The sequence below is a fragment of the Oscillospiraceae bacterium genome (genome assembly GCA_031265355.1).
Classification (GTDB): Bacteria; Bacillota; Clostridia; order Oscillospirales; family UBA929; genus JAIRTA01.
In genome coordinates this window covers 17,332-39,135 of the sequence record JAISCT010000001.1, presented here as the reverse complement: position 1 = coordinate 39,135, position 21,804 = coordinate 17,332, and the positions used below count along the sequence as shown (strand labels likewise).

21 protein-coding genes are annotated in these 21,804 nt (G+C 61.4%); 12 read left to right on the top strand and 9 right to left on the bottom strand.

What is annotated here, in order from left to right:
- The first annotated feature begins 332 nt into the window (after nucleotides 1-332).
- The 6 genes from LBK75_00225 (at nucleotide 333) to LBK75_00200 (ending at nucleotide 6,853) form a co-directional block, all read left to right on the top strand.
- Nucleotides 333-1,127, top strand: a complete 795-nt coding sequence (locus LBK75_00225) for an amidohydrolase (protein ID MDR1156722.1) — start codon at nucleotides 333-335, stop codon at nucleotides 1,125-1,127.
- Between the two features lie 280 nt (nucleotides 1,128-1,407).
- Nucleotides 1,408-2,634, top strand: a complete 1,227-nt coding sequence (locus tag LBK75_00220; GenBank protein ID MDR1156721.1) for a pyridoxal phosphate-dependent aminotransferase family protein — start codon at nucleotides 1,408-1,410, stop codon at nucleotides 2,632-2,634.
- A gap of 311 nt (nucleotides 2,635-2,945) precedes the next feature.
- Nucleotides 2,946-3,800: a chemotaxis protein gene (locus tag LBK75_00215; GenBank protein MDR1156720.1), complete on the top strand. Its 855-nt coding sequence runs from the start codon at nucleotides 2,946-2,948 to the stop codon at nucleotides 3,798-3,800.
- A gap of 196 nt (nucleotides 3,801-3,996) precedes the next feature.
- Complete coding sequence (locus LBK75_00210; GenBank protein MDR1156719.1) at nucleotides 3,997-4,737, top strand: S-layer homology domain-containing protein; 741 nt, start codon at nucleotides 3,997-3,999, stop codon at nucleotides 4,735-4,737.
- Complete coding sequence (locus LBK75_00205; protein ID MDR1156718.1) at nucleotides 4,734-5,663, top strand: DMT family transporter; 930 nt, start codon at nucleotides 4,734-4,736, stop codon at nucleotides 5,661-5,663. Before LBK75_00210 ends, LBK75_00205 begins: the two co-directional genes overlap by 4 nt.
- Complete coding sequence (locus LBK75_00200; protein ID MDR1156717.1) at nucleotides 5,660-6,853, top strand: aldo/keto reductase; 1,194 nt, start codon at nucleotides 5,660-5,662, stop codon at nucleotides 6,851-6,853. Before LBK75_00205 ends, LBK75_00200 begins: the two co-directional genes overlap by 4 nt.
- On the opposite strand, the gene LBK75_00195 is transcribed toward LBK75_00200, so the two are convergent.
- From LBK75_00195 to LBK75_00155, 9 genes are all read right to left on the bottom strand, one after another.
- The gene (locus LBK75_00195) at nucleotides 6,848-8,407 is read right to left on the bottom strand and encodes an AAA-like domain-containing protein (protein ID MDR1156716.1); all 1,560 of its coding nucleotides are present in this window, start codon (nucleotides 8,405-8,407) and stop codon (nucleotides 6,848-6,850) included. The genes LBK75_00200 and LBK75_00195 overlap by 6 nt on opposite strands.
- Nucleotides 8,408-8,487: 80 nt before the next feature.
- The gene (locus LBK75_00190) at nucleotides 8,488-9,876 is read right to left on the bottom strand and encodes a HAMP domain-containing protein (GenBank protein ID MDR1156715.1); all 1,389 of its coding nucleotides are present in this window, start codon (nucleotides 9,874-9,876) and stop codon (nucleotides 8,488-8,490) included.
- Between the two features lie 34 nt (nucleotides 9,877-9,910).
- On the bottom strand, nucleotides 9,911-10,612 hold the full coding sequence (locus LBK75_00185; GenBank protein MDR1156714.1) for a response regulator transcription factor: 702 nt from the start codon (nucleotides 10,610-10,612) through the stop codon (nucleotides 9,911-9,913).
- Nucleotides 10,613-10,689: 77 nt separating this feature from the next.
- Nucleotides 10,690-11,382 carry a 50S ribosomal protein L1 gene (gene rplA, locus LBK75_00180; protein ID MDR1156713.1) on the bottom strand — a complete coding sequence of 231 codons (693 nt, stop codon included), beginning with the start codon at nucleotides 11,380-11,382 and terminating at the stop codon, nucleotides 10,690-10,692.
- Nucleotides 11,383-11,395: 13 nt separating this feature from the next.
- Nucleotides 11,396-11,821, bottom strand: a complete 426-nt coding sequence (gene rplK / locus LBK75_00175) for a 50S ribosomal protein L11 (protein MDR1156712.1) — start codon at nucleotides 11,819-11,821, stop codon at nucleotides 11,396-11,398.
- 114 nt (nucleotides 11,822-11,935) lie between these two features.
- Nucleotides 11,936-12,460, bottom strand: a complete 525-nt coding sequence (gene nusG / locus LBK75_00170) for a transcription termination/antitermination protein NusG (GenBank protein MDR1156711.1) — start codon at nucleotides 12,458-12,460, stop codon at nucleotides 11,936-11,938.
- 6 nt (nucleotides 12,461-12,466) lie between these two features.
- On the bottom strand, nucleotides 12,467-12,757 hold the full coding sequence (gene secE, locus LBK75_00165) for a preprotein translocase subunit SecE (protein ID MDR1156710.1): 291 nt from the start codon (nucleotides 12,755-12,757) through the stop codon (nucleotides 12,467-12,469).
- Nucleotides 12,758-12,832: 75 nt separating this feature from the next.
- Nucleotides 12,833-12,982, bottom strand: a complete 150-nt coding sequence (gene rpmG, locus LBK75_00160) for a 50S ribosomal protein L33 (protein MDR1156709.1) — start codon at nucleotides 12,980-12,982, stop codon at nucleotides 12,833-12,835.
- A 155-nt stretch (nucleotides 12,983-13,137) separates the two neighbouring features.
- A complete protein-coding gene (locus tag LBK75_00155; GenBank protein MDR1156708.1) occupies nucleotides 13,138-14,337 on the bottom strand; it encodes a hypothetical protein in 1,200 nt (399 codons plus the stop codon).
- Nucleotides 14,338-15,282: 945 nt separating this feature from the next.
- On the opposite strand from LBK75_00155, the gene LBK75_00150 reads away from it, so the two are divergent.
- The 6 genes from LBK75_00150 (at nucleotide 15,283) to recN (ending at nucleotide 21,771) form a co-directional block, all read left to right on the top strand.
- Entirely contained in the window at nucleotides 15,283-15,900 is a 618-nt protein-coding gene (locus LBK75_00150; GenBank protein ID MDR1156707.1) for a hypothetical protein, read from the top strand.
- Between the two features lie 6 nt (nucleotides 15,901-15,906).
- Complete coding sequence (gene dxs, locus LBK75_00145) at nucleotides 15,907-17,775, top strand: 1-deoxy-D-xylulose-5-phosphate synthase (protein MDR1156706.1); 1,869 nt, start codon at nucleotides 15,907-15,909, stop codon at nucleotides 17,773-17,775.
- The gene (locus LBK75_00140; protein MDR1156705.1) at nucleotides 17,772-18,572 is read left to right on the top strand and encodes a TlyA family RNA methyltransferase; all 801 of its coding nucleotides are present in this window, start codon (nucleotides 17,772-17,774) and stop codon (nucleotides 18,570-18,572) included. Before dxs ends, LBK75_00140 begins: the two co-directional genes overlap by 4 nt.
- Nucleotides 18,573-18,616: 44 nt before the next feature.
- Nucleotides 18,617-19,468 (top strand): NAD(+)/NADH kinase, encoded by an 852-nt coding sequence (locus LBK75_00135; GenBank protein ID MDR1156704.1) that lies wholly within the window; start codon nucleotides 18,617-18,619, stop codon nucleotides 19,466-19,468.
- A 74-nt stretch (nucleotides 19,469-19,542) separates the two neighbouring features.
- Entirely contained in the window at nucleotides 19,543-19,995 is a 453-nt protein-coding gene (gene argR, locus LBK75_00130; protein ID MDR1156703.1) for an arginine repressor, read from the top strand.
- A 45-nt stretch (nucleotides 19,996-20,040) separates the two neighbouring features.
- Nucleotides 20,041-21,771 carry a DNA repair protein RecN gene (gene recN, locus LBK75_00125; GenBank protein ID MDR1156702.1) on the top strand — a complete coding sequence of 577 codons (1,731 nt, stop codon included), beginning with the start codon at nucleotides 20,041-20,043 and terminating at the stop codon, nucleotides 21,769-21,771.
- Nucleotides 21,772-21,804 lie beyond the last annotated feature (33 nt).

The window sequence follows — 21,804 nt, the reverse complement described above, 5'->3', positions numbered from 1 at the left end:
CCATTCGCTGTCCGTCAACTCATAACGACGCATTCCCTTCACCTCGCCCATTTCGTTGACTGTATTTTACCTTTTTGTGCACTTTTTTACAATCCCCTGTTTTTCAAACACACCTTAAGTCTGCGGTTCCGGCGACGACGTGGAGTACCCGACCACAGCGGCGAATATGGATTATTTTGGGATTTGCGTTGACTTGTCATCGTCGGTAAGAGGCTCAAAATCCAATCCGCCGAACTTTTTGTTCGACTTTTGACGGGCGGTGTGATATAATTCCTCAGCTTGCCCCGGGCTCTGCGCGGGATGCGGCGAGATAGGGGGAAGGAAGCGGCGGTATGGTCATTGATTTTCATGCGCATATCTATCCGGACAAAGTGGCCGGCAGGGCGGTCGACAGCGTGGCTAAATTTTATTCCATCACGGTCCAGGGCGCGGGCACGGTTGAGGACCTGCTGGCGTGCGGACGCCGGGGCGGAGTGGATCGATTTGTGGTCCTGCCGGTGGCGGGCGTCCCGGCCCAGGTGGAGAGTATCAACAATTTTACGGCGGAGGTCTGCCGAGTCAATCCGCAGCTTGCCGGCTTCGGTACGCTTCATAAGGACATGGAGCATCCGGAGGACGAGATTGCCCGGATCCTCTCTCTCGGGCTCAGGGGGATCAAACTGCACCCTGATATGCAGCTTTTCTACATTGACGACGAAGGCATGTACGAGATCTATGACATGCTCCAGGGGCGGCTGCCGCTGCTCCTGCACTGCGGGGATTACCGCTATGAATACTCCCACCCGGCGCGCCTCGCGAAGGTACTGGATCTGTTCCCCAAACTCACCGTGATTGCCGCTCACTTCGGAGGTTGGTCGCTGTTTGATCTTGCGCGGGAATATTTGGGGAAACGATCCTGTTACCTCGACGTCTCAAGTTCTATCATGTTTTTGGGGCTCCGGCGCGCCGCGGAACTGATCCGGCTGTACGGCGCCGAGCGGATTCTCTTTGGCTCGGATTATCCAATGTGGGATCCGGGTGAAGAGAAACGGCGCGTAGACGCGATGGGGCTGTCCGACCGGGAACTGGCGCTGATCTATGAGAAAAACGCGTTGCATATTTTGGAGATGGCCGGTTCGGTTGTATAAACTGCCACGCGTGCGGCGTCTGGGCGCTGGCGCTTTGGCAGGTTTGCTTGCCTTGCGGGGGCAATAATGATATAATGACCCAGACACGAGCCCAAATGCATGTCAGACAAGTGGGGCGTCGTTCCGGCTAACGTGGGTTGCACCTGCAACCCACAACCCAAATTCTTGTTTTTTGTTGCCGCTTCGCGGCAACAAGGTACTAAGAAGCGCGCCGCCGCGCGGCGATCGACAGGGCCTCGTGCAGACGGTGCCCACAGCGGCAGACAAGGAGGAAGATGAAGTGGATATTTTCCAAAAGTGTTTCGATTTCACCCGCGCCGAGGAGACAAAGGCCGCCGGGCTGTATCCCTATTTCCATGAGATCACATCGCGCCAGCACGCCGAAGTGATGATGTACGGCCGGCGCACTGTGATGCTCGGTTCCAACAACTATTTGGGGCTCACCAGTGACGACAGGGTCGTCGCGGCCGCGCAGGCGGCGCTGGATACCTTTGGGTCCGGTTGCTCCGGGTCTCGCTACCTCAACGGGACGCTCTCCCTCCACAACGAGATGGAGCGTCAGCTCGCCGAATTTTTCGGCAAGGAGGCGGCCATCAGCTTTTCCACCGGGTTTCAGACGAATCTCGGTATTCTGGCCGGCATCTGCTCATACCACGACAACCTCTATATGGACCGGACGAATCACGCCTCTCTGGTGGACGGTGCGCGGCTGAGTTTCGGCAAGACGCTCAAGTACCGTCACAACGACATGGCGGAACTTGAGAGTTTGCTGGCCCGCTGCCCGGAGGACAGGGGGAAACTGATCGTCGTGGACGGTGTCTTTTCGATGGAAGGCGACCTCGCCGACCTGCCGAACATCGTGCGTCTGGCTCGACAGTACGGCGCGCGCATCCTCGTAGACGATTCCCACGGCGTCGGCGTCATGGGCAAAACGGGGCGGGGCTGCGGCGAGCACTTCGGTCTTATGGACGAGATCGACCTGTACATGGGCACGTTTAGCAAGTCCTTCGCCAGTCTCGGCGGATTCGTGGCCGGCGAGACCAAGATCATCGAGTATTTAAAGCACCACTCCCGGCCGTTTATCTTTAGCGCCTCCATGCCGCCAGCCAATGTGGGCGCCGTGATCGAGGCGCTGCGGATCCTGAAAGCCGAGCCGGAGCGCGTGGCCCGGCTCAATGAGAACGCGGACTACATGCGCCGGGGGCTGGATCAGCTCGGGCTGCCCATCGGCGACTCTGTGGCGCCTATCATCCCGATTCTGACCTATTTTGACGAGCGCACCTTCCGCATCACGCGCGCGCTGCTGGAGCGCGGCGTGTATGTGAACCCGGTGGTGTCGCCCGCCGTCCCCGTGGGCGAGGCGATCCTGCGCACCAGCTATACCGCCACCCATACGCGGGAACAGCTCGACTATGCGCTTTCGCAGTTCGAGCATGTGCTGCTGCGGGCATTTCCGATCTCTGAAGAAGAAATCGCTGCGGGGCGCGCGGCGGCGGAGCACGCGTAGTCCGGGGAGACGCCTGCAACACAAACAGGCAGGCCGCCGGGACGGGAAAAACCCTGTCATGGCGGCCTGTTCTTTCGTCTCATATGCTAAAGAACGCCGGGCAATCTACCGATATAAAGGGTGATATGACGCCGAAAGTGTCCCGTGCGGCGGCGTTTAGACACACTATATCTTGTGGAAACCACAAGATATAGTGGTGTGGAGGCGCATTGCCGGCGAGACGAAACGCTGAGGAGGCGAGGGATTTGGCACAGACAGCTCCCACCAGTACAGAGATCCTGCTTGAGAGCGGGACCAATGAGCTGGAAATTATGGAATTCACCATTGCTGGCAACATCTTTGGCATCAATGTGGCTAAGGTTACGGAGATCATGAAGTACGCGCCCGTCAAACCTATGCCGAATTCGCACCCGGACGTGGAGGGCGTCTTCAAACCGCGCAATATGATCATCACGGTGATCGACCTTGCCTCCTACATGAGGCTGTCGCACCGCGACGACTTCGAGCGAGACATGTTCATCATCACGAACTTCAACAAGATGAACGTGGCCTTCCACGTCCACACGGTCGAGGGGATCCACCGCATCTCGTGGAACGAGATCGAGAAGCCGGACAGCACGATCTATGGCGGTCAGGAGGGGCTTGCCACCGGCATCGCCAAGTTCCATGACCGACTGATCACCATCATCGACTTTGAAAAGATTGTGTTTGACATTAGCCCCCAGTCCGGCATCCAGATGGCGGAGATCCAGCGCCTGGGTCCGCGGGAGCGCAGCGAGCAGCCGATCATCATGGCCGAGGACTCTACGCTGCTGCAGAAGATGATGCTGGAGGCATTGGACGCGGCGGGCTATTCGAACGTTATGGCCTTCGCCAACGGTCAGGAGGCCTGGGACGCGCTGCAGGCGTTGAAGACCCAGGACGGGGCCATCCGCTCGAAGGTGAGCTGTGTAATCACCGACATCGAGATGCCAAAAATGGACGGTCACAGGCTCACGAAGCTCATCAAAGAGGATGGCGAGCTCAGCCAAATCCCGGTCATCATCTTCTCGTCCCTCATCGATGAAGCCATGCGGCTCAAGGGAGAGGAACTGGGCGCAAACGCGCAGCTCTCCAAGCCGGAGATCGGAAAACTCGTCGCCACGGTGGACGAGTGGATCCTCTGATCCGCCCGAACCCCGCTGAGACTCCATCAAGACAGTCGGTGCCCGCTCTCCTATAGGAGAGCGGGCTTTTCTTCTGTTTGCCTGACGGTCCACACCAAAGCGGCATGGCCGCGATACACGCCGTGGGAATTGACTTTTTCTATCTGGCCGTATATGATGGTAGCATATTGTCAGAGGAGGATTCTGTTTGAAATTGATGTACCGATGGGCCGCGCTGCTGGGCGCGGTGGTGTTTTTGTGCGCGCCCGCTCCTGTGGCGCGGATGACAGCGGAGCTTGGCCCAGCCGTCGTAACCGCGGCCGTCGGGGACCTAGCCGAGGAGCCGGCCAAAGATTCCATACAGGATCCGGCTGTGCCGGAGACAGATCCGGCGGCGCCGGACACCGGGGCGGCGTTGGCCGCTCTCTACAGCGACGCGGGCCAGATCGCCGACTGGGCGCGGAGCCCGGTGTTAAGTGCCCACGAGGCGGGCCTTTTGATCGGATCCGGGGGGCGTTTTCGGCCGCTGGCTCCGGTGACGCGGGCGGAGCTGGCCATGATTCTCTCCCGCTTGGATGAGACGTTGACGCGAAGTTTCGTTGCGCTCGGCGACGTGCCGGAGGGGGCCTGGTACCGGGATGCCGCCCTCTACGCAGCGGAGACGGGCCTGCTGGATGCGCCAGGCGGCGCCTTTCGGCCACAACACGCCGCCACCCGCGAGGAGGTGGCCGCCGCCGTCGCGCGTCTCTATGGACTCGACACAAAGGCGGCGCAGGACGCCCAGGCGGCCGGAGCCTTCACTGTCGGGGATCTCACATACGCCGCCGCCGCCTACCGGCCCTATATCGCTGCTGTGTTCTACGAGGGTATCATGGTGGGCAACGGCGTCAATTTCCGCCCGAAGTCGTCCATCACCCGGCAGGAGATGGCGAAGGTTCTGGGCACGCTGCTCACATGAGGCGTGAGAGCGCGGCGCGCGCCGTCAACCTCACACTGCTGCTGCTCGTCTGTGTTGTCTTCGGGTACAGCTTTATCACCGTCAAGGAGCTGCTCACAGGGGGGTTCCCGCTGTTTCTCCTGCTGGGCCTGCGCTTTTTGCTCGGCGGCGCGCTCCTGTTGGGTCTGCGGCCGTGCCGGCTGCTCGGTGGGCAGGCCCGGTTTCAGCGCGCCGAACTTCAATACGGCGCGCTGCTTGGGGTCGTCACATTCGCGGCGTACGTATTTCAAACAATCGGAACGGGTATCACCACTCCGGCGAAGAACGGGCTCTTCACCGGACTCTATGTGATCTTTGTGCCTCTGCTGCTGATGGCGGTCCGGCGTGTCTGGACCGCCCGGCCGCTGTTTGCGGCGGCGCTGAGCTTTGCGGGCGTTTTGCTGATCTCCAACGTGCTTTTTGAGCGTTTTTCACTAAACGCAGGCGACCTGCTGAGCGTGGTCTGCGCGGCGGCTTTTGCAGTGCAGATTGTACTGCTGGGAAAGTACGCTCCCTCGGTCCACCCGGTCAATTTTACCGCCGTCCAGCTGCTCACGGCGTCGGCGCTGTCTCTGCTTGTCTCCCTCGTGTGGGAGCGGCCCTTCGCGGCGGATGTCCCCTGGGCCGAGGCGTGGCCGGGTCTCCTGTTTTTGGCTGTGTTTCCGACGGGGCTCTCCGCCTTTGTACAGACCTTTGTGCAGGCGCGGCTGCCCGCCGCCGCCGTGGCGGTCGTGCTGTGTACGGAGTCGATCTTCGCGGTGCTGTTTTCCGTCCTTACCGGCTATGATCGGCTCACGGTTCCGTTTTTGGCCGGCGCCGCGCTGATGGTGGTCTCCATGTTCCTGTCGGCGGTCGGCAGTCCGGCGGCGCCGGACCGATCGGCCGGGGCGGAGGCGGAGGAAGTATGAGATACCGGGAAAACCCAAAAAATGGGGACCAGATCTCCCAACTCGGTTTTGGCTGTCTGCGGTTGCCGCACAAAGGGCGGTCGATTGACCTGCCGCGTACCGCGGAGATGGTGCACGCCGCTATTGAGGGCGGGGTCAACTATTTCGATACGGCCTATATTTATCAGGGCAGTGAGGCGGCGCTGGGGGAGATCCTCTCGGGCGGCGCACGGGCGCGTGTGAAGCTGGCCACCAAGCTGCCCACATTCCTCACCCGGTCGCCGTCCGACTTCGACCGTTTTTTTGACGCGCAGTGCGCGCGGCTGCGGACGGACTACATCGACTATTATTTGATGCATATGCTGACCGACATCGGCGCCTTCGAGCGGCTCCGGGCGCTCGGTTTGGAGGCGTGGATCGAGGCCGGGAAACGGTGCGGGCGCATTCGAAACATCGGTTTTTCCTTCCACGGCGCGCTGCCGTCGTTTCGCGCGCTCGTCGATGCGTACCCTTGGGATTTCTGCATGATTCAGTACAACTATCTGGACGAACACCATCAGGCCGGGACGGCGGGGCTCACCTACGCCCACGAGCGGGGGCTTCCGGTCATTGTGATGGAGCCACTGCGCGGCGGCCGGCTGGCCGGCGGCCTGCCCAAGGCGGCGACGTGCGCTTTTCGTGCGCTCGAACCTACGCGTTCGGACGCCGAGTGGGGCCTGCGCTGGGTTTGGGACCACCCCGAGGTGCTGACGGTCCTCTCCGGCATGAGCACCGGGGATCAGGCGGCGGAGAACATCAAAGTTGCCTCCGATGCGCGTCCGCACGGGATGAGCGAGCCGGAGCGCGCGGCCTGCCGGTCGGCGGCGGCAGTTTTGCACGAGGGTCTCCGGGTGCTCTGTACCGGCTGCGGCTACTGCATGCCCTGCCCCGCCGGCGTGGATATCCCGCACTGTTTCGCCTGGTACAACGACAGCGCCTTCGTGGGGCGTAGCCGCGCGATTCCGCGCTACCTCATCGCGGCCGGCGTTCTCCCCAAGACGCCGAGTTACGCGTCTCTGTGCCGGCGCTGCGGGCGCTGCGAGGCGCACTGCCCGCAAAACATCCCCATTGCGGCCCAACTTGCCCGGGTCGCCCGGGCGCTGGAGCCCTTCTGGGTCAAACCGGCTGCAGGGCTGGTGCGCCGCTTTTTTCTGCCGCCGGAACCGCTATAGTCCCACAATGGTGACCGTTTTCCCGTCGACGATCTCTTTCTCTGTATAAATTTTGTCGTCCCATGCCGCGCTCGCGCTGCGGTTGAAAATGGCGAGCCAGCCCTCTGTGGTGCCGCAGGTGTCCATGTATCGCAGCGTCTGTTCGATGCCCTGCGTTCTGCTCTTTTCCCCGCGCCACAGCTTGAGCTCCAGCGGATATTTTGCCCCCTCATAGACGACGCACAAATCCAGGCGTCCGCGGCCCGCCGCCATTTCGCGGATGATCTGTCCGCCGCCGTTGATCACGCGCTGTAAAAACGCCATCAAGATCAAGTGCGGCGCCGCCTCGTCGTAGTCGAACCGTTTTGTCCAAATGTCGCTGTTTTCTCGCCAAAACCGCTGAAAGTCGCGCATCAGAACGTCCATATCTATGCGTCCGTCACGTATATAGCAGGGCATTTGATATATGTCGTTGTTTTCCGTCAAAATCCGCTGTGCGGTGTATGTCAGTGTGCGGGCGATGACCTCGGCGTATATGGGGTTGGCCGGCGCCAATCGCCCGCCTGCGTCGCTGATGAGTCCCAGGTCCTGAACATATTGAAAATCATCTGAAAGACGATCTAAGACGTCCTCGCCCATGATGATCGGTTCTATCACCTTCCGTACACGCGCCTCTTTTAGCCGCTCCAATAGGCTGTCAATGTGCGTATCCCGGCGCAGGATGATTGTCTGAATGGCGGCCTCGACAAGATCGACGGTGACCGGTTTTGTGTAGTCAGATTGTAGCGTTTCAACAATCACTTCACGAGCAATGGCGTTGACGAGCCATGGCTGTCCTCGGGTCTGTTGGTAAATCAGTGCAACGGATGATTCTTCAAATATTTGCCCTGTTTCATCGGTGTGCTGCCGATAGAGACTGCTGATTTCGAGCTCAGTAAAATTTTCCAATGTCAGCGACTCTGTCACAATATTAAACGGGCTCGCGGAACCAAGGGATTCACTCTCCGGGCGTATGTTCGCTTTGTAGTCGCGGATGCTGCGCATCCCGACAAGGGCTATCGAGCGTACAAAGGGGCTGGTGCTACGCTCGTTATAGCCCATGCGCAATTGGCGCAGAAACGAGATCAACGCATCTCCGCTCAGGCAGTCGACCTCATCAAATAAAATCACCAATGGTTTGTCCAGGCTTTTGCACAAGTCCGTCAGAAAGATGTTGAGCGCGACCAACGGCCGGGTTGCCTTTTCTTTTTCATATCGCTCGTCATATACGAAGGGAATGGTGGAGCGTTGCAGGGCAAGCGTTATGCAGTCAAAAACGACCGGTATCCCATGACCCGGATCGGTGACGCCCTGCGCCGTCTCCAACGAGCAGTACAGTGCGTAACAGCGTCCGCTTGTGCTGAGCCGCTGCTCCAGATCTCTGAGATAAGTCGTTTTCCCGCTCTGGCGCGCCGCGTGGATGACAAAATACTGCTCCATGTCAATCAGTCGATCCACGCCGTGAAGACGGGAAGACGCCTCTATCATATAATGTTTTTCCCGGTTGCAGGGGCCGGCGATGTTGAAATATCTCATTTTTTTGTCCCCCTGGTTTGTTTTGCCCGCTGACGAAAGCATATCATATCCCACGGCCAAAGACAAGACGTGGGACTGCCTCACAGCGCCGGCTTGGGCAGAGTGACAGTGAAACGACTGCCCTCGCCGGGGCGGCTCTCCACCGTCACAGTCCCTTGATGAGCCTCTACGATGGACTTCACGATCGCGAGTCCGATGCCTGCACCGCCCGTCTCCCGCGCGCGGGATTGGTCCGCCCGGTAAAACCGCTCGAAGAGCAGCGGGAGAGAGGTCTCCGGGATGCCGGGGCCGGTGTCCTCCACCGAGAGAGCGCCCTGTGTGCCGAGGTCCGCCGTCGTGAGACGGATGCGCCCCTGCTCGGGCGTGTACTTTACTGCGTTTGAGAGCAGATTCGTCGTTACCTGGCTGAGCCGGTCGCGGTCGGCGAGGACGGCGACGGCCGGGCCCTCCACCGTGAGCGTCAGCTGTTTGTTCCGCAGCGCGGCCGAGAAGCTCTCGCTTGCCGAGCGAGCGGCCTCCAGCAAGTTCACCGGCGCAAGGTCGAGATGCGTGTTGTCGCTGTCGACCTGCGCCAGACACTCAAGGTCCTGCACCAGGGTGCCGAGGCGGCGGATCTCTTCATGGCAGCTTCTCAAACGCGCCGCGGTGGGTTCCCACACGCCTTCGAGCATGGCCTCCAGGTGCGCGCCGACCGCCGCGAGCGGCGTGCGCAGTTCGTGGGCCACATCGGCGGTGAGCCGTTTGCGCAGCGTCTCCTGCCGCCGCAGTGCGACGGAGAGATGATTCACGGTGGCGACCAGTTCGCTCAGCTCCCGGGTCTTGGTCCGCTCCTCGAAGCGGATGGCGTAGTTGCCCTCGGCAATTTGTTTGGTGATATCGACTGTCTTGGTGATGGGCCGCGCGAGGCGCCGGGCCAGAAGACCGCCGATGACAAACGCCACGGCCATGGCAAAAAGCCCGACGGAGACGAGAATCTCATTCAAAGCTGACAAAAATTGGAAATCGTTCTCGCTCAAAAAGTACGGTCCGTAGTAACCGATGGAGGTCCTGCCCACCGGGCGGCCGTCGTGCAGCAGCGGGTAGTCCCGCGTGACGAACTGCCCGCCGCTTGGACGGCGCTTTTCCATCCGCTGAGAGATCTCGTCCATGACCTGGTGGCACAGCGTCATGTCGTGGTTTTCCGCGTCCCAGACCAGCCGGTCCTCTTTGTCGTACACTTTGACGATATATCCGTCATACAAAGCGTACATGCCCGCCGCGTGGAGGGCCTCCGTGTCCCACGTCAGGCCGTTGAACTGGTGGAGGATGTTTTCCACAATATCCGCCGTCCGGACGCTCTGCTGTCGCATGATGTAATTTTCAAACCGACGGCTGATCAACAGATTGGCCAGTAAGCTGATCAGCGCCACCGTGAGCAGTACAGCCAGTGCGATGGTCAAAGACAGCCGTGCCTGCAGACTCCGACCCATATCCCTCACCTCGAACCTGATTAAGATGGGTGCGTCACACCCCGGCAAATTTGTAGCCCAAGCCGTGGACAGTCAGTACATAGACCGGGGCCTTGGGGTCGTCCTCGATCTTTTGCCGCAGGTTTTTGATGTGGCTGTCGATGGCCCGATCGTAACCGTCGAATTCGTCGCCCAGCGCCTTCTCGATGAGCTCCGCGCGCGTGAACACCCGGCCGGGACAGCGGACGAAGAGCGACAAAAGTCTGATCTCACTGGGCGTCAGCGCGACGGGCGCCTGTTTTTTTAAAACGAGATTTTTCTCAAAGTCGACAACGAGGTCGCCGCCGCCGAAGGAGTTTTTCACGGTGAGCGGCAGCAGATCGCCGCGTGTCCGGCGCAGCACGGCCTGCGCGCGCGCGTGGAGCTCTTTGAGGCTGAAGGGCTTTGTGACGTAGTCGTCCGCGCCGAGGCCGAGGCCCGCCAGCACGTGGTCCTCACCGGCCTTGGCCGTCAGCATGATGATGGGTACGCGCGAGCGCCGCCGGAGGGCCCGGCAGACATCCTCGCCGGAGAGATCCGGCAGCATGAGGTCCAGCAGGACGAGCGCGATGTTCTCCCGGTCGAAGAGTGTGAGCGCCTGCCGTCCGTTGCCTGCCGTAAAGACACGAAAACCGTGGTGTTCGAAAAACGAGGCAACGGCCTCGGTGATCATTGCGTCGTCGTCGACCAGCAAAACGCCGGTTTTGGGGGCCGTCATCTCACCACAAACCTTTCGTAACAGTTGAATTATGAAAAAGGGCATTGGTTTCCCAATGCCCTTTGACGCGGTTTTGGTTACGCCATTTTGGCGGCGTTGACTTTGATGCCCGGCCCCATGGTGGAGGCCACGACGCAGGAGCGGATATACTGCCCCTTTGCGGCGGCGGGACGGGCACGGATGATGGCGCCGAGAAGCGCCTGAAAGTTCTCGCTTAGCTTCTCTTGCCCAAAGGAGACTTTGCCGATAGGGCAGTGGATGATGTTGGTTTTGTCGAGACGGTATTCGACTTTACCGGCTTTGATCTCGCCGATGGCGCGGGTCACGTCCATGGTCACGGTGCCGGCCTTTGGGTTCGGCATCAGGCCCTTTGGACCGAGCACCTTACCCAGACGGCCGACGACGCCCATCATGTCGGGCGTGGCCACGACGACATCGTAGTCAAAGAAGTTCTCGCCGGTGATCCGAGCGACCAGCTCCTCGGCGCCCACAAATTCGGCGCCGGCGGCCTCCGCCTCCTTGGCTTTGTCACCTTTCGCAAAGACAAGCACACGCCGGACCTTACCGGTGCCGTGCGGCAAAACGATAGAGCCGCGCACCTGCTGATCGGCATGGCGGGAGTCGACGCCGAGCTTCACGTGGATCTCCAACGTTTCGTCAAATTTGGCTTTGGCGGTCTGAATCGCCAGCGTCAGCGCGTCCTCGGCGTCATAGAGCTTCATATGCTCGATCAGTTTGGCACTGTCTTTGTATTTCTTTCCGCGAAACATCTCTCGTCCCCCCTTACTCTTCCACCAAAACGCCCATGCTACGCGCCGTACCGGCGATCATGCGCATGGCCGATTCGATGTTGGCCGCGTTTAAGTCTGGCATCTTGGTCTCGGCGATCTTGCGCATGTCCTCTTTGGACAGCGTCGCCACTTTGTCTTTGTGAGGTGTGGCGGAGCCGGACTCGATCTTACAGGCCTTCTTGATGAGAACGGGGGCGGGCGGCGTCTTTGTGATGAAAGAGAAGGAACGATCCGCGTACACCGTGATGACCACCGGGATGATGAGGCCGATGTCGTTCTTTGTACGCTCGTTGAACTCCTTTGTAAAGCCCATGATATTGACGCCGTGCTGGCCCAGAGCGGGGCCGACGGGCGGCGCGGGCGTCGCTTTGCCCGCGGGGATCTGTAGCTTGATAAAGCCGACTACTTTTTGTGCCATTTCATCTGTTCCTCCTGTTGTCGTGTTGTGGTGCGGCCGGCGGCGCCAAGCTGTTTTGCCGGGCGCGTAGTTCCGTGCCACGGGGCGGAGCGCCCCTCCCACGCGAGAAAAAAGTTAAGAGACCATGGGCTCGACCTGATCGAGCTCCAATTCCACCGGCGTTTCACGGCCGAACATGGACACAACCACACGGACGCGATTCTTGTCCGTCGCGATCTCCTCGACAAGACCGATGAAGTTCTCCAGCGGTCCATCGATGATTTTGACGCTGTCGCCCACCGCATAGGCCACGACGACTTCGTGTTTCTCCACACCGAGAGCGGCCACTTCCTGCTCGGTCAGCGGTACGGGCCTCGAACCGGGGCCCACAAAGCCGGTCACGCCGCGGGTGTTGCGTACAACGTGCCAGCTCTCGTCCGTCATGACCATCTTGACGAGAACATAACCGGGAAAGATCTTGCGCTCCACGGTCTTGCGCTTGGAGTCAGTGATCTCTGTCACCTCGTGCGTCGGGACGCTGACGGCTAAGATGAGGTCGTGGAGCTTGCGGTTTTCCACCGCTTTTTCAATCGTGGCGGCCACCTTGTTCTCGTAACCGGAGTAAGTGTGCACCACAAACCACTTTGCATTCTCAGACATTGCAGATCAACTCTGGAAGAGGCCGATCACCGCGGTGAGCAGGCGATTGGCCAACAGGTCATACACGGCGATGATGCCGCCGATCAGGATAACGGATACAATGACGATGGTCGAGTTGTTTAGCACCTGCTTCGGTGCGGGCCAGACGACCTTCTTCAGCTCGGAACGCATCTCGCGCATCCAGAGCGCGACACGGCCCTGGCCCTTGGGCGCGCGTTTTTTGGCAGTTTTCTTTGCCTCGGGCTTTTTGTCGGCGCCGCTGTGGAGGTCGCCATTTTTGTTGTCGGTCTCAGACATGTTCTCACCCACCCGTTTTGATTGGAAGCCGCGGGAGAGCCCCGGGCGTCGTCTATGCCGCGCGGCGCGGCGGTCTTATTTGGATTCTTTGTGCGGCGTATGTTTGCGGCAGAAACGACAGTACTTGTTCATCTCCAGGCGATCCGGGTCATTTTTCTTGTTTTTCATCGTGTTGTAGTTGCGCTGCTTGCACTCGGTACACGACAGGGTGATTTTCACGCGCATGAGAAACACATCCTTTCTGTAAGCGGAGAGGAGGCCGCACGTTGCCGGCGGCTCCGAAATTTTCCCATCAAAAAAAGAACCCTTTACAGGTAAACTTTACTATACCACATTTGCTCGCCGCGGTCAAGAGTCTTTTTGATGAAAGTGGAGCCCGATCATCTGTCTGCCGGCCAGACGGCGAGGAAGAGTTTGTCTTTGCCGCCGTCGTCGAAAGGATAGGTATTGCTCCAAGTGTAGAAGAAACGTTCGGCGTTGATCGTGATGTAACCGTCCTGCCAGTGGTCGGAGGTGTCGTACGGATCGGCCAGGATCAGCACATCGTCAGCCTCGTTCGCGGTACCCATGGTGTCGTAGCCGATGATGACCTGCCAGTGTCCGTTCCAGTCGCACCACTCGACCATGACGGGGATATCTCGTTTCAGGAAATCCAGCAGCATCGCCTGGGTGATGTCGTCGGTGTTTGCGTAGTTGTATGTATGGTCCGACGCAAAACCACCGAGTCTCTCGAAAATGTTCCGCATGTGCGTGAGCGAGGAGTACCCCGGCTGGTCCTTGCCGCGCAGACGCACCAGCGACTGGTCGCTCTCCGTGCCGCGCAGGCCGTAATACTCAAGAACCATGAGAGCGGCCGACGTGCCGCAGGTCCACTCGGTGGTCTGTTGCTGTGTCTTGAAATTTTCCAGCAGCGTCAGGGTGCCGCCGGACTTCATACGGTAGTAGTCGAGCGCATGGAAATAGGGGGAGTCCTTGTGGTCGGCGGCCCGCTCTACACCGGCGGCGCCTTCGATGGTGAGAGCGGTGTCGTAAGGGATTTTGTTGTCCGTATCCGCGGCGAACTCGGAGGGAGCCGGCGCCGAGGCGCTCAGGAGCAGGACGGTCCTGGTTTCGCCGTCCCAGTCGACCGAGAGGCCCAGCAGGCTCGAGATGCCGCGTACCGGCAAAAAGGTGGAGCCGCCCTCAATAAAGGGCTCCACGGCGTTTCCGTCGATGTCGCGGGGCACGGAGACGGCGCCGTGCAAGCAGAGGGTGATCAAACCGCCTTCACGCGCCTCTGAGACGGGCGTATCGGGTTTGTCACCCAGGTAGACGGTCCGGGTCTCGCCGTCCCAGTCGACCGCCAGACCCAGCAGACCGGCGACGCCGCGCACCGGCAGGTATGTGCTGCCGCTGCGCAGGAGAGGGAGGACTTCGTTGCCGTCGGCGTCACGGGGGATGACGACGGCTCCGTTTAGCGTAATGGTGATCTTGTCTTCGGCCGCGGCGGCGGCCGGCGCCAACAGTGCGGCGGTGAGCGTCGCCAGTACGGCCAGGGTGGCCACCAGGGAGAGGATGCGTGTGTTTCTGCTCTTCTTCAATGTTGTTTCCTCCTGTCAGTCTTTCTTCTCAGATGTCTTTTGTTCACGGCTTTCGCAAAAGATAATTCATCATAACAGACCGCAGTTTTTGTTGTCAATCTTTTTTCTTGCGGATTTTTGTAGGATTTTTGACGCAAATGGCCGGTGAATGCGCACTTGCCTATTTCCCCGTGCTGTGGTACAATAAGTAATCGCACAATGGTTGAGACGCAGTATTCTAGTCAGAGCCGGCGGTTCCCAAGACGGGCCTAAAAATCCGTTGAAGGGCATATCGATGAAGTCCCTGGTGCCTGCTGCATACGCCCAGTGTGGGGTGGGTGCTGGGGGTTAAGGCTTTCGGGCGGGCCGCAATGGCATGTGGCCGACCACCCGGTTGCCGTGGAGACCTGTTCTTGTGGGAGGCGGAAGGAGACGAAAGCCGCCTACGACTCAGGGTGAAACCTGCAATGCGGTGCTGTTTTGTGCTGTGTGCAGAGTAGCCTGCCTTGCGTGGACAGCGGCGGATGAGGGGTAGAACGGACCTTCCTGGGCCAAGGAGGGGCGCTTTCGGCGCGTATGCGCCGGGCTCTCTGAAACCATGTCTGCAAAAGAGGCTAAGAGCCGACCGTCCTGTGGTGGAAAACACCTAGACTGTCTTTCGGGGGCACGAGAGGGATTGCAGTACGGACTCAGTGGCAATTCGGTCCCGCCGGCGGCAACGCGGCGGAACGGCGTTCAAAGGGAAACCGCCCGATTGGCGACAGGGGGTACGCCGCTGGGAAAACCAACCGAACCTAAGCCGTAAGATTTACTTCCCGTGCTGCCTCAACAATTGGGCGATTCGCATCCGGCATTTCTGCCGGATGCGGCACGAAGCGGTGAGAGGCGCCTTTGTGTACGATGTGTGCGACGATATCCAGACGGCCCGTGCGGGCGCCGTCACCTTGTCTGTGGAGGGTCAGCGTTTTGAGCAGACAGAAACAGCCGGGCCGGGCGCCCCTCACGCCGCAGCGCCGCCGCCGCAGGCGCGGTCTGCTCCGGCGGGATCACCTCCGTTGGGCGATCACCATCGTACTGTGGACATTTGTGATCTCCATGGCACTGTCGTTTGTCTCCGGTCGGGTGCTCGAAGATGTGAGCTACTCGGTGTCCGTGCCGGTGCTGCTGCTCTTTATCCTCTTAAATATCGTGTTCGACATCGTGGGCATGGCCGTGGCGACTGCTTCGGAAAAGCCTTTTCACTCGATGTCCTCCCGGCGGGTGAGGGGCGCGCAGGAGGCGCTGTGGCTGATTCGCCGCGCCGACAAGGTCTCCAATTTTTGCAGCGACGTCGTGGGGGATATCTGCGGGATCATCAGCGGCACTACCTCCGTAGTGGTCGCGCTGCTGGTAGTCGAGGATCTCGGCGTTTCTCTTGTGATTACGCAGTTCATCGTGTCCGGTCTGGTGGCCGCACTCACGGTGGGCGGCAAAGCTGTGGGCAAATCTGTCGGCATGGGGCAGAGTACGAGGATCATGCACATGCTTGGGCGGATGCTGTATCTCTTTTTCCGAATCTTTCGCAAATCCAACGACGGGCGGTAATCATGGATGAACCTGCTGGGAAAAATCAACAGTCCCAAGGACGTGAGGGCGCTCGACAAAGCGCTTTTGCCGCAGCTTTGCCAGGAGATACGGGACTTTTTGCTTTACCACGTGGCTGATTCCGGGGGGCATCTGGCCTCCAATCTGGGGACGGTGGAACTCACGGTGGCGCTGCATCGGGTGTATGACACACGGCGTGACCGCATTGTTTTCGACGTGGGGCACCAGTGTTATACGCACAAGATTTTGACGGATCGCAGGACGGCCTTTGCCGGTCTGCGTTCCTACGGTTGTCTCGCCGGATTCCCTAAGCCGGATGAGAGTCCGCACGACGCGTTTGCCACCGGACACGCCTCCACCTCGGTCTCGGCCGCGCTTGGGATGGCCCGGGCGCGCACGTTGCGCGGAGAGACCTACGACGTGTTGGCGCTGCTGGGCGACGGCGCCTTGACGGGCGGCCTTGCCTATGAGGCGCTCAACGACGCGGGGCAGAGCGAGGAACCGCTGGTCGTCATCTTAAATGACAACGGCATGTCGATCTCCCAAAATGTCGGCGGCGTGGCCCGGCACCTGTCCAGGCTCCGGTTGAAGCCGCAGTATTTTCGACTCAAAGAGATCTATCACAGGGCCATGGGCGCGCTGCCCGGTGGGCGCCGGGTGGACCGTTGCCTGCACAATCTCAAGACGGCCGTCAAAAACTCCTTTCTGCCGGGATCCATGTTTGAGAAGATGGGTTTTGTCTATCTGGGGCCCACGGACGGGCACGACGTGGAGACCGTCGCCCGCCTGCTCGCGGTGGCGCGCGCGATGCGGCGCCCCGTGTTGCTGCATCTTATTACCCAGAAAGGGCGCGGGTATGTCCCGTCGGAAGCGGATCCATCGGCTTTCCACGGCGTGAAGCGCTTCGATGTGTTCTCCGGCCGTGAGCTTGGCAGCCGCGCCTGGTGCTATTCGGATGTCTTCGGCGACACTCTGTGCGAATTGGCGCGGACGGACAAGCGGATCTGCGCCGTCACGGCGGCGATGAAGGACGGTACCGGACTGTCCGAGTTTGCGCTGCAGTTCCCAAAGCGATTCTTTGATGTGGGCATCGCCGAGGCCCATGCGGTGACGATGGCCGCCGGTCTCGCCAAACAGGGGATGCGCCCCGTCTGCGCCGTTTACTCCACCTTTTTGCAGCGCGCGTACGACCAGATTCTGCACGATGTGGCGCTGCAGAAGCTGCCGGTGGTCTTCGCAGTGGACCGCGCGGGGCTCGTGGGCGAGGACGGAGAGACGCACCACGGCGTGTTTGACCCGGCTTTTTTGACGCATATCCCTCATATCAAGTTGTGGGCGCCGGCTAGCTTTGCCGAGTTGCGCGCCATGTTGACCGCGGCGCTGCAAGAGGAGGGGCCTGTCGCCATCCGGTATCCCCGAAAAGGGGAGAGCCACTACAGCGACTGCCATCTCGATACCGTCCAGCTTCGAGAGGGGTCAATGCTGACGATCGTTACCTACGGAGCAATGATCTCTACAGTGCTTGAGGCCGCTGAGCGGCTCTCCGCGGCCGGCATCGAGGCCGATGTGCTGAAGCTTGCCTCTTTACAGCCGCTGGACATGGGCGCCGTCTCCGTCTCGCTGCAGAAGACGGGCCGTTTGGCCGTGGTGGAGGACTGTGTGCACGAGGGGTGCGTCGGAAACCGGCTGTTGTCCGCACTGGCCGCCCACGGTGCCGCGCCGTCAGGGGTGTTGCTGATGAATCTGGGCGACCGGTTCATCACGCACGGCGCGCCTGACCGGCTGGCGCATCTGTGCGGGCTGGACGCGGAGGGCATCGCGCGGTCTATTGGGCGGATGGTGGGGCCGCGTATCCTCCGGGCGGTGCCGCTGTGAACGCCAAGCAACGGCTCGACACGTTGCTTTTCGAACGCGGTCTCTGCCCCAGCCGCGAGCGCGCCCGCACGACCATCATGAGCGGGCGGGTCTATGTGGAGGGGCGCAAAGAGGAAAAACCCGGCCTCACGGTGCGGACGGACGCCGCGGTGGAAGTGCGGGGCGACCCGATCGGTTTCGTCAGCCGCGGCGGCTTGAAGCTGGACAAGGCGCTGGCGGTCTTTCAGATCGATGTGGCGGGCATGCTGGCGCTGGATGCCGGTGCGTCCACCGGCGGGTTCACGGACTGCTTGCTGCGGCGCGGCGCGGCGCGCGTGTGGGCCGTGGACGTCGGATACGGACAACTCGATTGGGGTCTGCGGCGGGACGGGCGCGTCGTCGTTATGGAGCGCACGAACATCCGTTATGTGACGCCCGAACAGATCGGCGCCGCGCTGGACATCGCTGTGATGGATCTGAGCTTCATATCTTTGGGGTTGGTGCTGCCGCCGGTGGCGCAGCTCCTGAAGCCGGACGGACGGGCCGTTTGCCTTGTCAAACCTCAGTTTGAGGCCGGGCGGGACAAGGTGGGCAAAAAGGGCGTCGTGCGCGACCCGGCGGTGCACCGGGCGGTGCTTGCCGGCTTTCTGGAGACGGCCGCCCGGTGCGGATATGCCGTGCGGGGTCTCTCTCATTCGCCGGTCAAGGGTCCGGAGGGCAACATCGAGTACCTCGCCTTTTTGGTGCGCGGTGCGGCGGCCGATGCCGCCGATCTTGAGGCCGCAGTGGCCGAGGCCCACGCCCAACTGGGCGGTTGACGCGCGCGGATGCGGTCCATAATTTCCGGTTGTGGGGTGGAGAGATGAAAAAAGTGGCCCTGTATCCAAACCCAGAGCGAGACAAAGGGTTTGGGGCCACCTTGGCGGTGGCGGCGCTGTGCCGTGCCGCAGGCGCCGCGGTCACACTGCCGGAGACCTGTGCGGCGGGACTGCCGGACACGCCGCACATTGCGGTGTGCCCGGAGGCGGAGGCCCTGCGCGGAGCCGACTGTATCGTCGTGCTTGGGGGGGACGGCACAATTCTCCATGCGGCTAAGGCCGCATCAAAGGCGGATATCCCGATTTTGGGCGTCAACCTGGGCCGCGTGGGGTTCATGACGGAGTTAGAGGCCGATGAATTGCCGCTCCTGCGGGAGGTGCTGGCGGGGCGCTTTTCTCGGGACCGGCGCATGATGCTCAGGGTGGAGGTGCTGCGTGGCGGTCTTGTGGCCGAGGAGGCGCTGGCGCTGAACGACGCTGTGCTGACCGGCGGCCTGACCGGACGCGTCATCCCGCTGGAGGTGCTGTCGGACGGGCAGCTGATTCTCGGCTTTTTCGGCGACGGTATCATTGTGGCGACGCCAACCGGGTCCACCGCCTACTCCATGTCGGCCGGCGGGCCCATCATCGAACCTGCCGCCGACGGCTTGGTGGTCACGCCGCTCTGTCCGCATGCACTGTTTGCGCGGTCCATTGTGTTTTCTGCCGGCCGCCGTCTGACGCTGCGACCAAAGCCCGGAAACCCCGCCTTCTTGACCGTGGACGGTTCGTCGCTGCCTCTGCAGCCGGGCGACGAGGTGTCGATCGGCCGGGCACCGTCGCATACGACATTGATCCGTGTCAAGGCGTACGGTTTTTACGAGCATCTCAACCGGAAATTGCGCAGGCCGCCGTGATACGATGCCCAGGCGCCGAGCGCGGCGCTGTTGGAGGTACCCACGAAGTGTGAGTAAGCGGGAGGATGGATACCGTGAAATTCAGCCGACAGGCGAAACTGCTGGAGATCATCGAGGCCGAGGACATTGAGACGCAGGAGGAGCTCTCCACCCGCCTGCGCACTTTCGGATACAACACCACACAGGCCACAATTTCCCGGGACATCAAGGAGCTTCGGCTTGTGAAATCCCCGACCGGCCGGGGGCGTTACAAGTACGCCCTGCCCACAGGGGAGGGAGACCCCGTGTTTTCCGACCGTTTTCGCACGATCTTTTGTGAAAGTGTGCTCTCCTATGAGCAGGCGCAGAACATCGTTGTACTCAAGACCATGCCGGGGGTGGCGATGGCCGCCGCTTCGGCGCTCGATTCCATGCGATTGCCCGATCTCGTAGGTTCGTTGGCCGGAGACGACACGGCGTTTCTCGTCCTCAAGGACAACCAAAAAGCCGAGACGCTTTGCCGCCGCCTACAGACGATTCTGGCGTAGATAGACGGTCTGGCCGCGTTTTGCGGCCGGGAGGGGGTATTCGCCGTGCTCTCGCTTCTGCACATTGAAAATATTGCCGTCATTGAGCAGGCGGAGATTGTCTTCGGGGCCGGCCTCAACGTGTTGACCGGGGAGACGGGTGCCGGGAAGTCCATCGTCATCGACGCGCTGGGGGCCGTCATCGGGCTGCGTACCTCGCGGGAACTGGTGCGCGCCGGGGCCGCGGCGGCCCGGGTCAGCGCCCTGTTTGACGACCCCGCGCCGCCGGTGCGCGCGTTGCTGCGGGAAAACGGATTTGACCTCGGTACGGAGACGGAGCTCTTGATCCAGCGGGAGATCACCGCGGACGGCCGACAGGTCTGCCGCGTGGCGGGGCGGCTCGCTACGGTGTCGCTGCTGCGGCGTCTGGGGGAGGCGCTGCTGCAGATCCACGGCCAGCACGACAGCCAGACGCTGTTGTCCGAGGAGCGCCACCTCATACTGCTGGACCGCTTTGCCGGCTTGGAGGCGCAGGTCAATGCGTATCGAGCGGCCTTCGATGAATGGAAAAAAATAGAAGAACAATGTGACAGACTGCGGATGAGCGAGGAGGAGCGGGCCCGCCGCATCAATCATCTCGCTTACTGCTGCGAGGAGATCGAGGCGGCCCGGCTTGGCGAAGGGGAGGAGGCGTCTCTGCGAACGCGGCGGCGGGTGCTACGCAACGCCGGCCGGATCCAGGCCGGCCTGGAACAGGTCCGTCTCTGCCTTCTGGGGGACGATGAGGCCCCGGGCGCGGCCTCCCAGCTGGCGTCGGCTGCGCGGGCGCTGGCGGACATTGCCGACCTTGAGGCGGCGTACGCGCAGATCCGTGACAGGCTGGAGGAACTTGGGTATCTGGTCGAGGACGCGGCGCGCGATGTGGATGCGCACGCCGACGCGGCGGAGGATGTGCCGGGGGAGCTCGCGGCCGTCGAGGAACGACTGGATCTTTTGTACCGTCTGAAACAGAAGTACGGCGGCAGCGCGGCGGATGTCGCCGCCTATGGCGCACGCTGCCGGGAGGAACTGGACGGACTTCTTTCCGCCGGGCAGACCCTGAAGGCGTGGGAGGAGACTCGTTGGCGCGCCCAAACGCATGCTATCGCGCTGGCCGCCGACCTGACAAAGGACCGCCGCGCCGCGGCGGAAACGCTGACGCGCCGCGTGCAGCGGGAGCTGGCCGGTCTTGACATGGCTGGGGTCTCGTTTCTTGTGGAGACGGCGCCGCGTACGGGGGACGATGCGCTGCGCAGCCGGGGAACCGACGAGGTGCGGCTGCTGCTCTCGGCCAATCCGGGAGAACCGCCAAAGTCCATCACCCGCGTCGCCTCGGGCGGGGAGCTGTCGCGCATTATGCTGGCGCTCAAACATGTGCTGGCGGAAAGCGACGAGACGGTCTCTCTGGTATTTGACGAGATCGACGCCGGCGTCTCCGGCCGGGCGGCCGGCCGCGTGGCCGAGAGGCTCGCTCTGCTCGCGCGGGACCGGCAGGTCCTGTGCGTCACCCATCTGCCGCAAATTGCCGCGATGGCCGATGCGCACTTCGGCATCCGCAAGGATGTGACGCGCGCACACGCCCTTACGGAGGTGGCGTGCCTCGATGAGGACGGCCGTGTCGACGAGATCGCCCGCCTGCTGGGCGGACTCACCGTCACGGACATCACCCGGGAAAATGCCCGGGAGCAGATGTGTGCCGCCGGACGGTTCAAAGCGCAAAACCGGTCCGGGCGCCGGGCGTGTGCGGGCAATCAGTAGGGAAATTAAGAATCCAAAGGATGGAGGAGAAGC

Excerpts from the sequence above, each read along its gene's own strand:
- LBK75_00225 (MDR1156722.1), top strand. The coding sequence starts at position 333 with ATGGTCATTGATTTTCATGCGCATATCTATCCGGACAAAGTGGCCGGC.
- LBK75_00205 (MDR1156718.1), top strand. The coding sequence starts at position 4,734 with ATGAGGCGTGAGAGCGCGGCGCGCGCCGTCAACCTCACACTGCTGCTG.
- LBK75_00215 (MDR1156720.1), top strand. The coding sequence starts at position 2,946 with ATGGAATTCACCATTGCTGGCAACATCTTTGGCATCAATGTGGCTAAG.
- LBK75_00185 (MDR1156714.1), bottom strand. The coding sequence starts at position 10,612 with ATGACGGCCCCCAAAACCGGCGTTTTGCTGGTCGACGACGACGCAATG.
- LBK75_00135 (MDR1156704.1), top strand. The coding sequence starts at position 18,617 with ATGAAAAAAGTGGCCCTGTATCCAAACCCAGAGCGAGACAAAGGGTTT.
- LBK75_00195 (MDR1156716.1), bottom strand. The coding sequence starts at position 8,407 with ATGAGATATTTCAACATCGCCGGCCCCTGCAACCGGGAAAAACATTAT.
- nusG (MDR1156711.1), bottom strand. The coding sequence starts at position 12,460 with ATGTCTGAGAATGCAAAGTGGTTTGTGGTGCACACTTACTCCGGTTAC.
- rplK (MDR1156712.1), bottom strand. The coding sequence starts at position 11,821 with ATGGCACAAAAAGTAGTCGGCTTTATCAAGCTACAGATCCCCGCGGGC.
- dxs (MDR1156706.1), top strand. The coding sequence starts at position 15,907 with ATGAACCTGCTGGGAAAAATCAACAGTCCCAAGGACGTGAGGGCGCTC.
- LBK75_00190 (MDR1156715.1), bottom strand. The coding sequence starts at position 9,876 with ATGGGTCGGAGTCTGCAGGCACGGCTGTCTTTGACCATCGCACTGGCT.
- LBK75_00200 (MDR1156717.1), top strand. The coding sequence starts at position 5,660 with ATGAGATACCGGGAAAACCCAAAAAATGGGGACCAGATCTCCCAACTC.
- LBK75_00210 (MDR1156719.1), top strand. The coding sequence starts at position 3,997 with ATGTACCGATGGGCCGCGCTGCTGGGCGCGGTGGTGTTTTTGTGCGCG.
- rplA (MDR1156713.1), bottom strand. The coding sequence starts at position 11,382 with ATGTTTCGCGGAAAGAAATACAAAGACAGTGCCAAACTGATCGAGCAT.
- secE (MDR1156710.1), bottom strand. The coding sequence starts at position 12,757 with ATGTCTGAGACCGACAACAAAAATGGCGACCTCCACAGCGGCGCCGAC.
- rpmG (MDR1156709.1), bottom strand. The coding sequence starts at position 12,982 with ATGCGCGTGAAAATCACCCTGTCGTGTACCGAGTGCAAGCAGCGCAAC.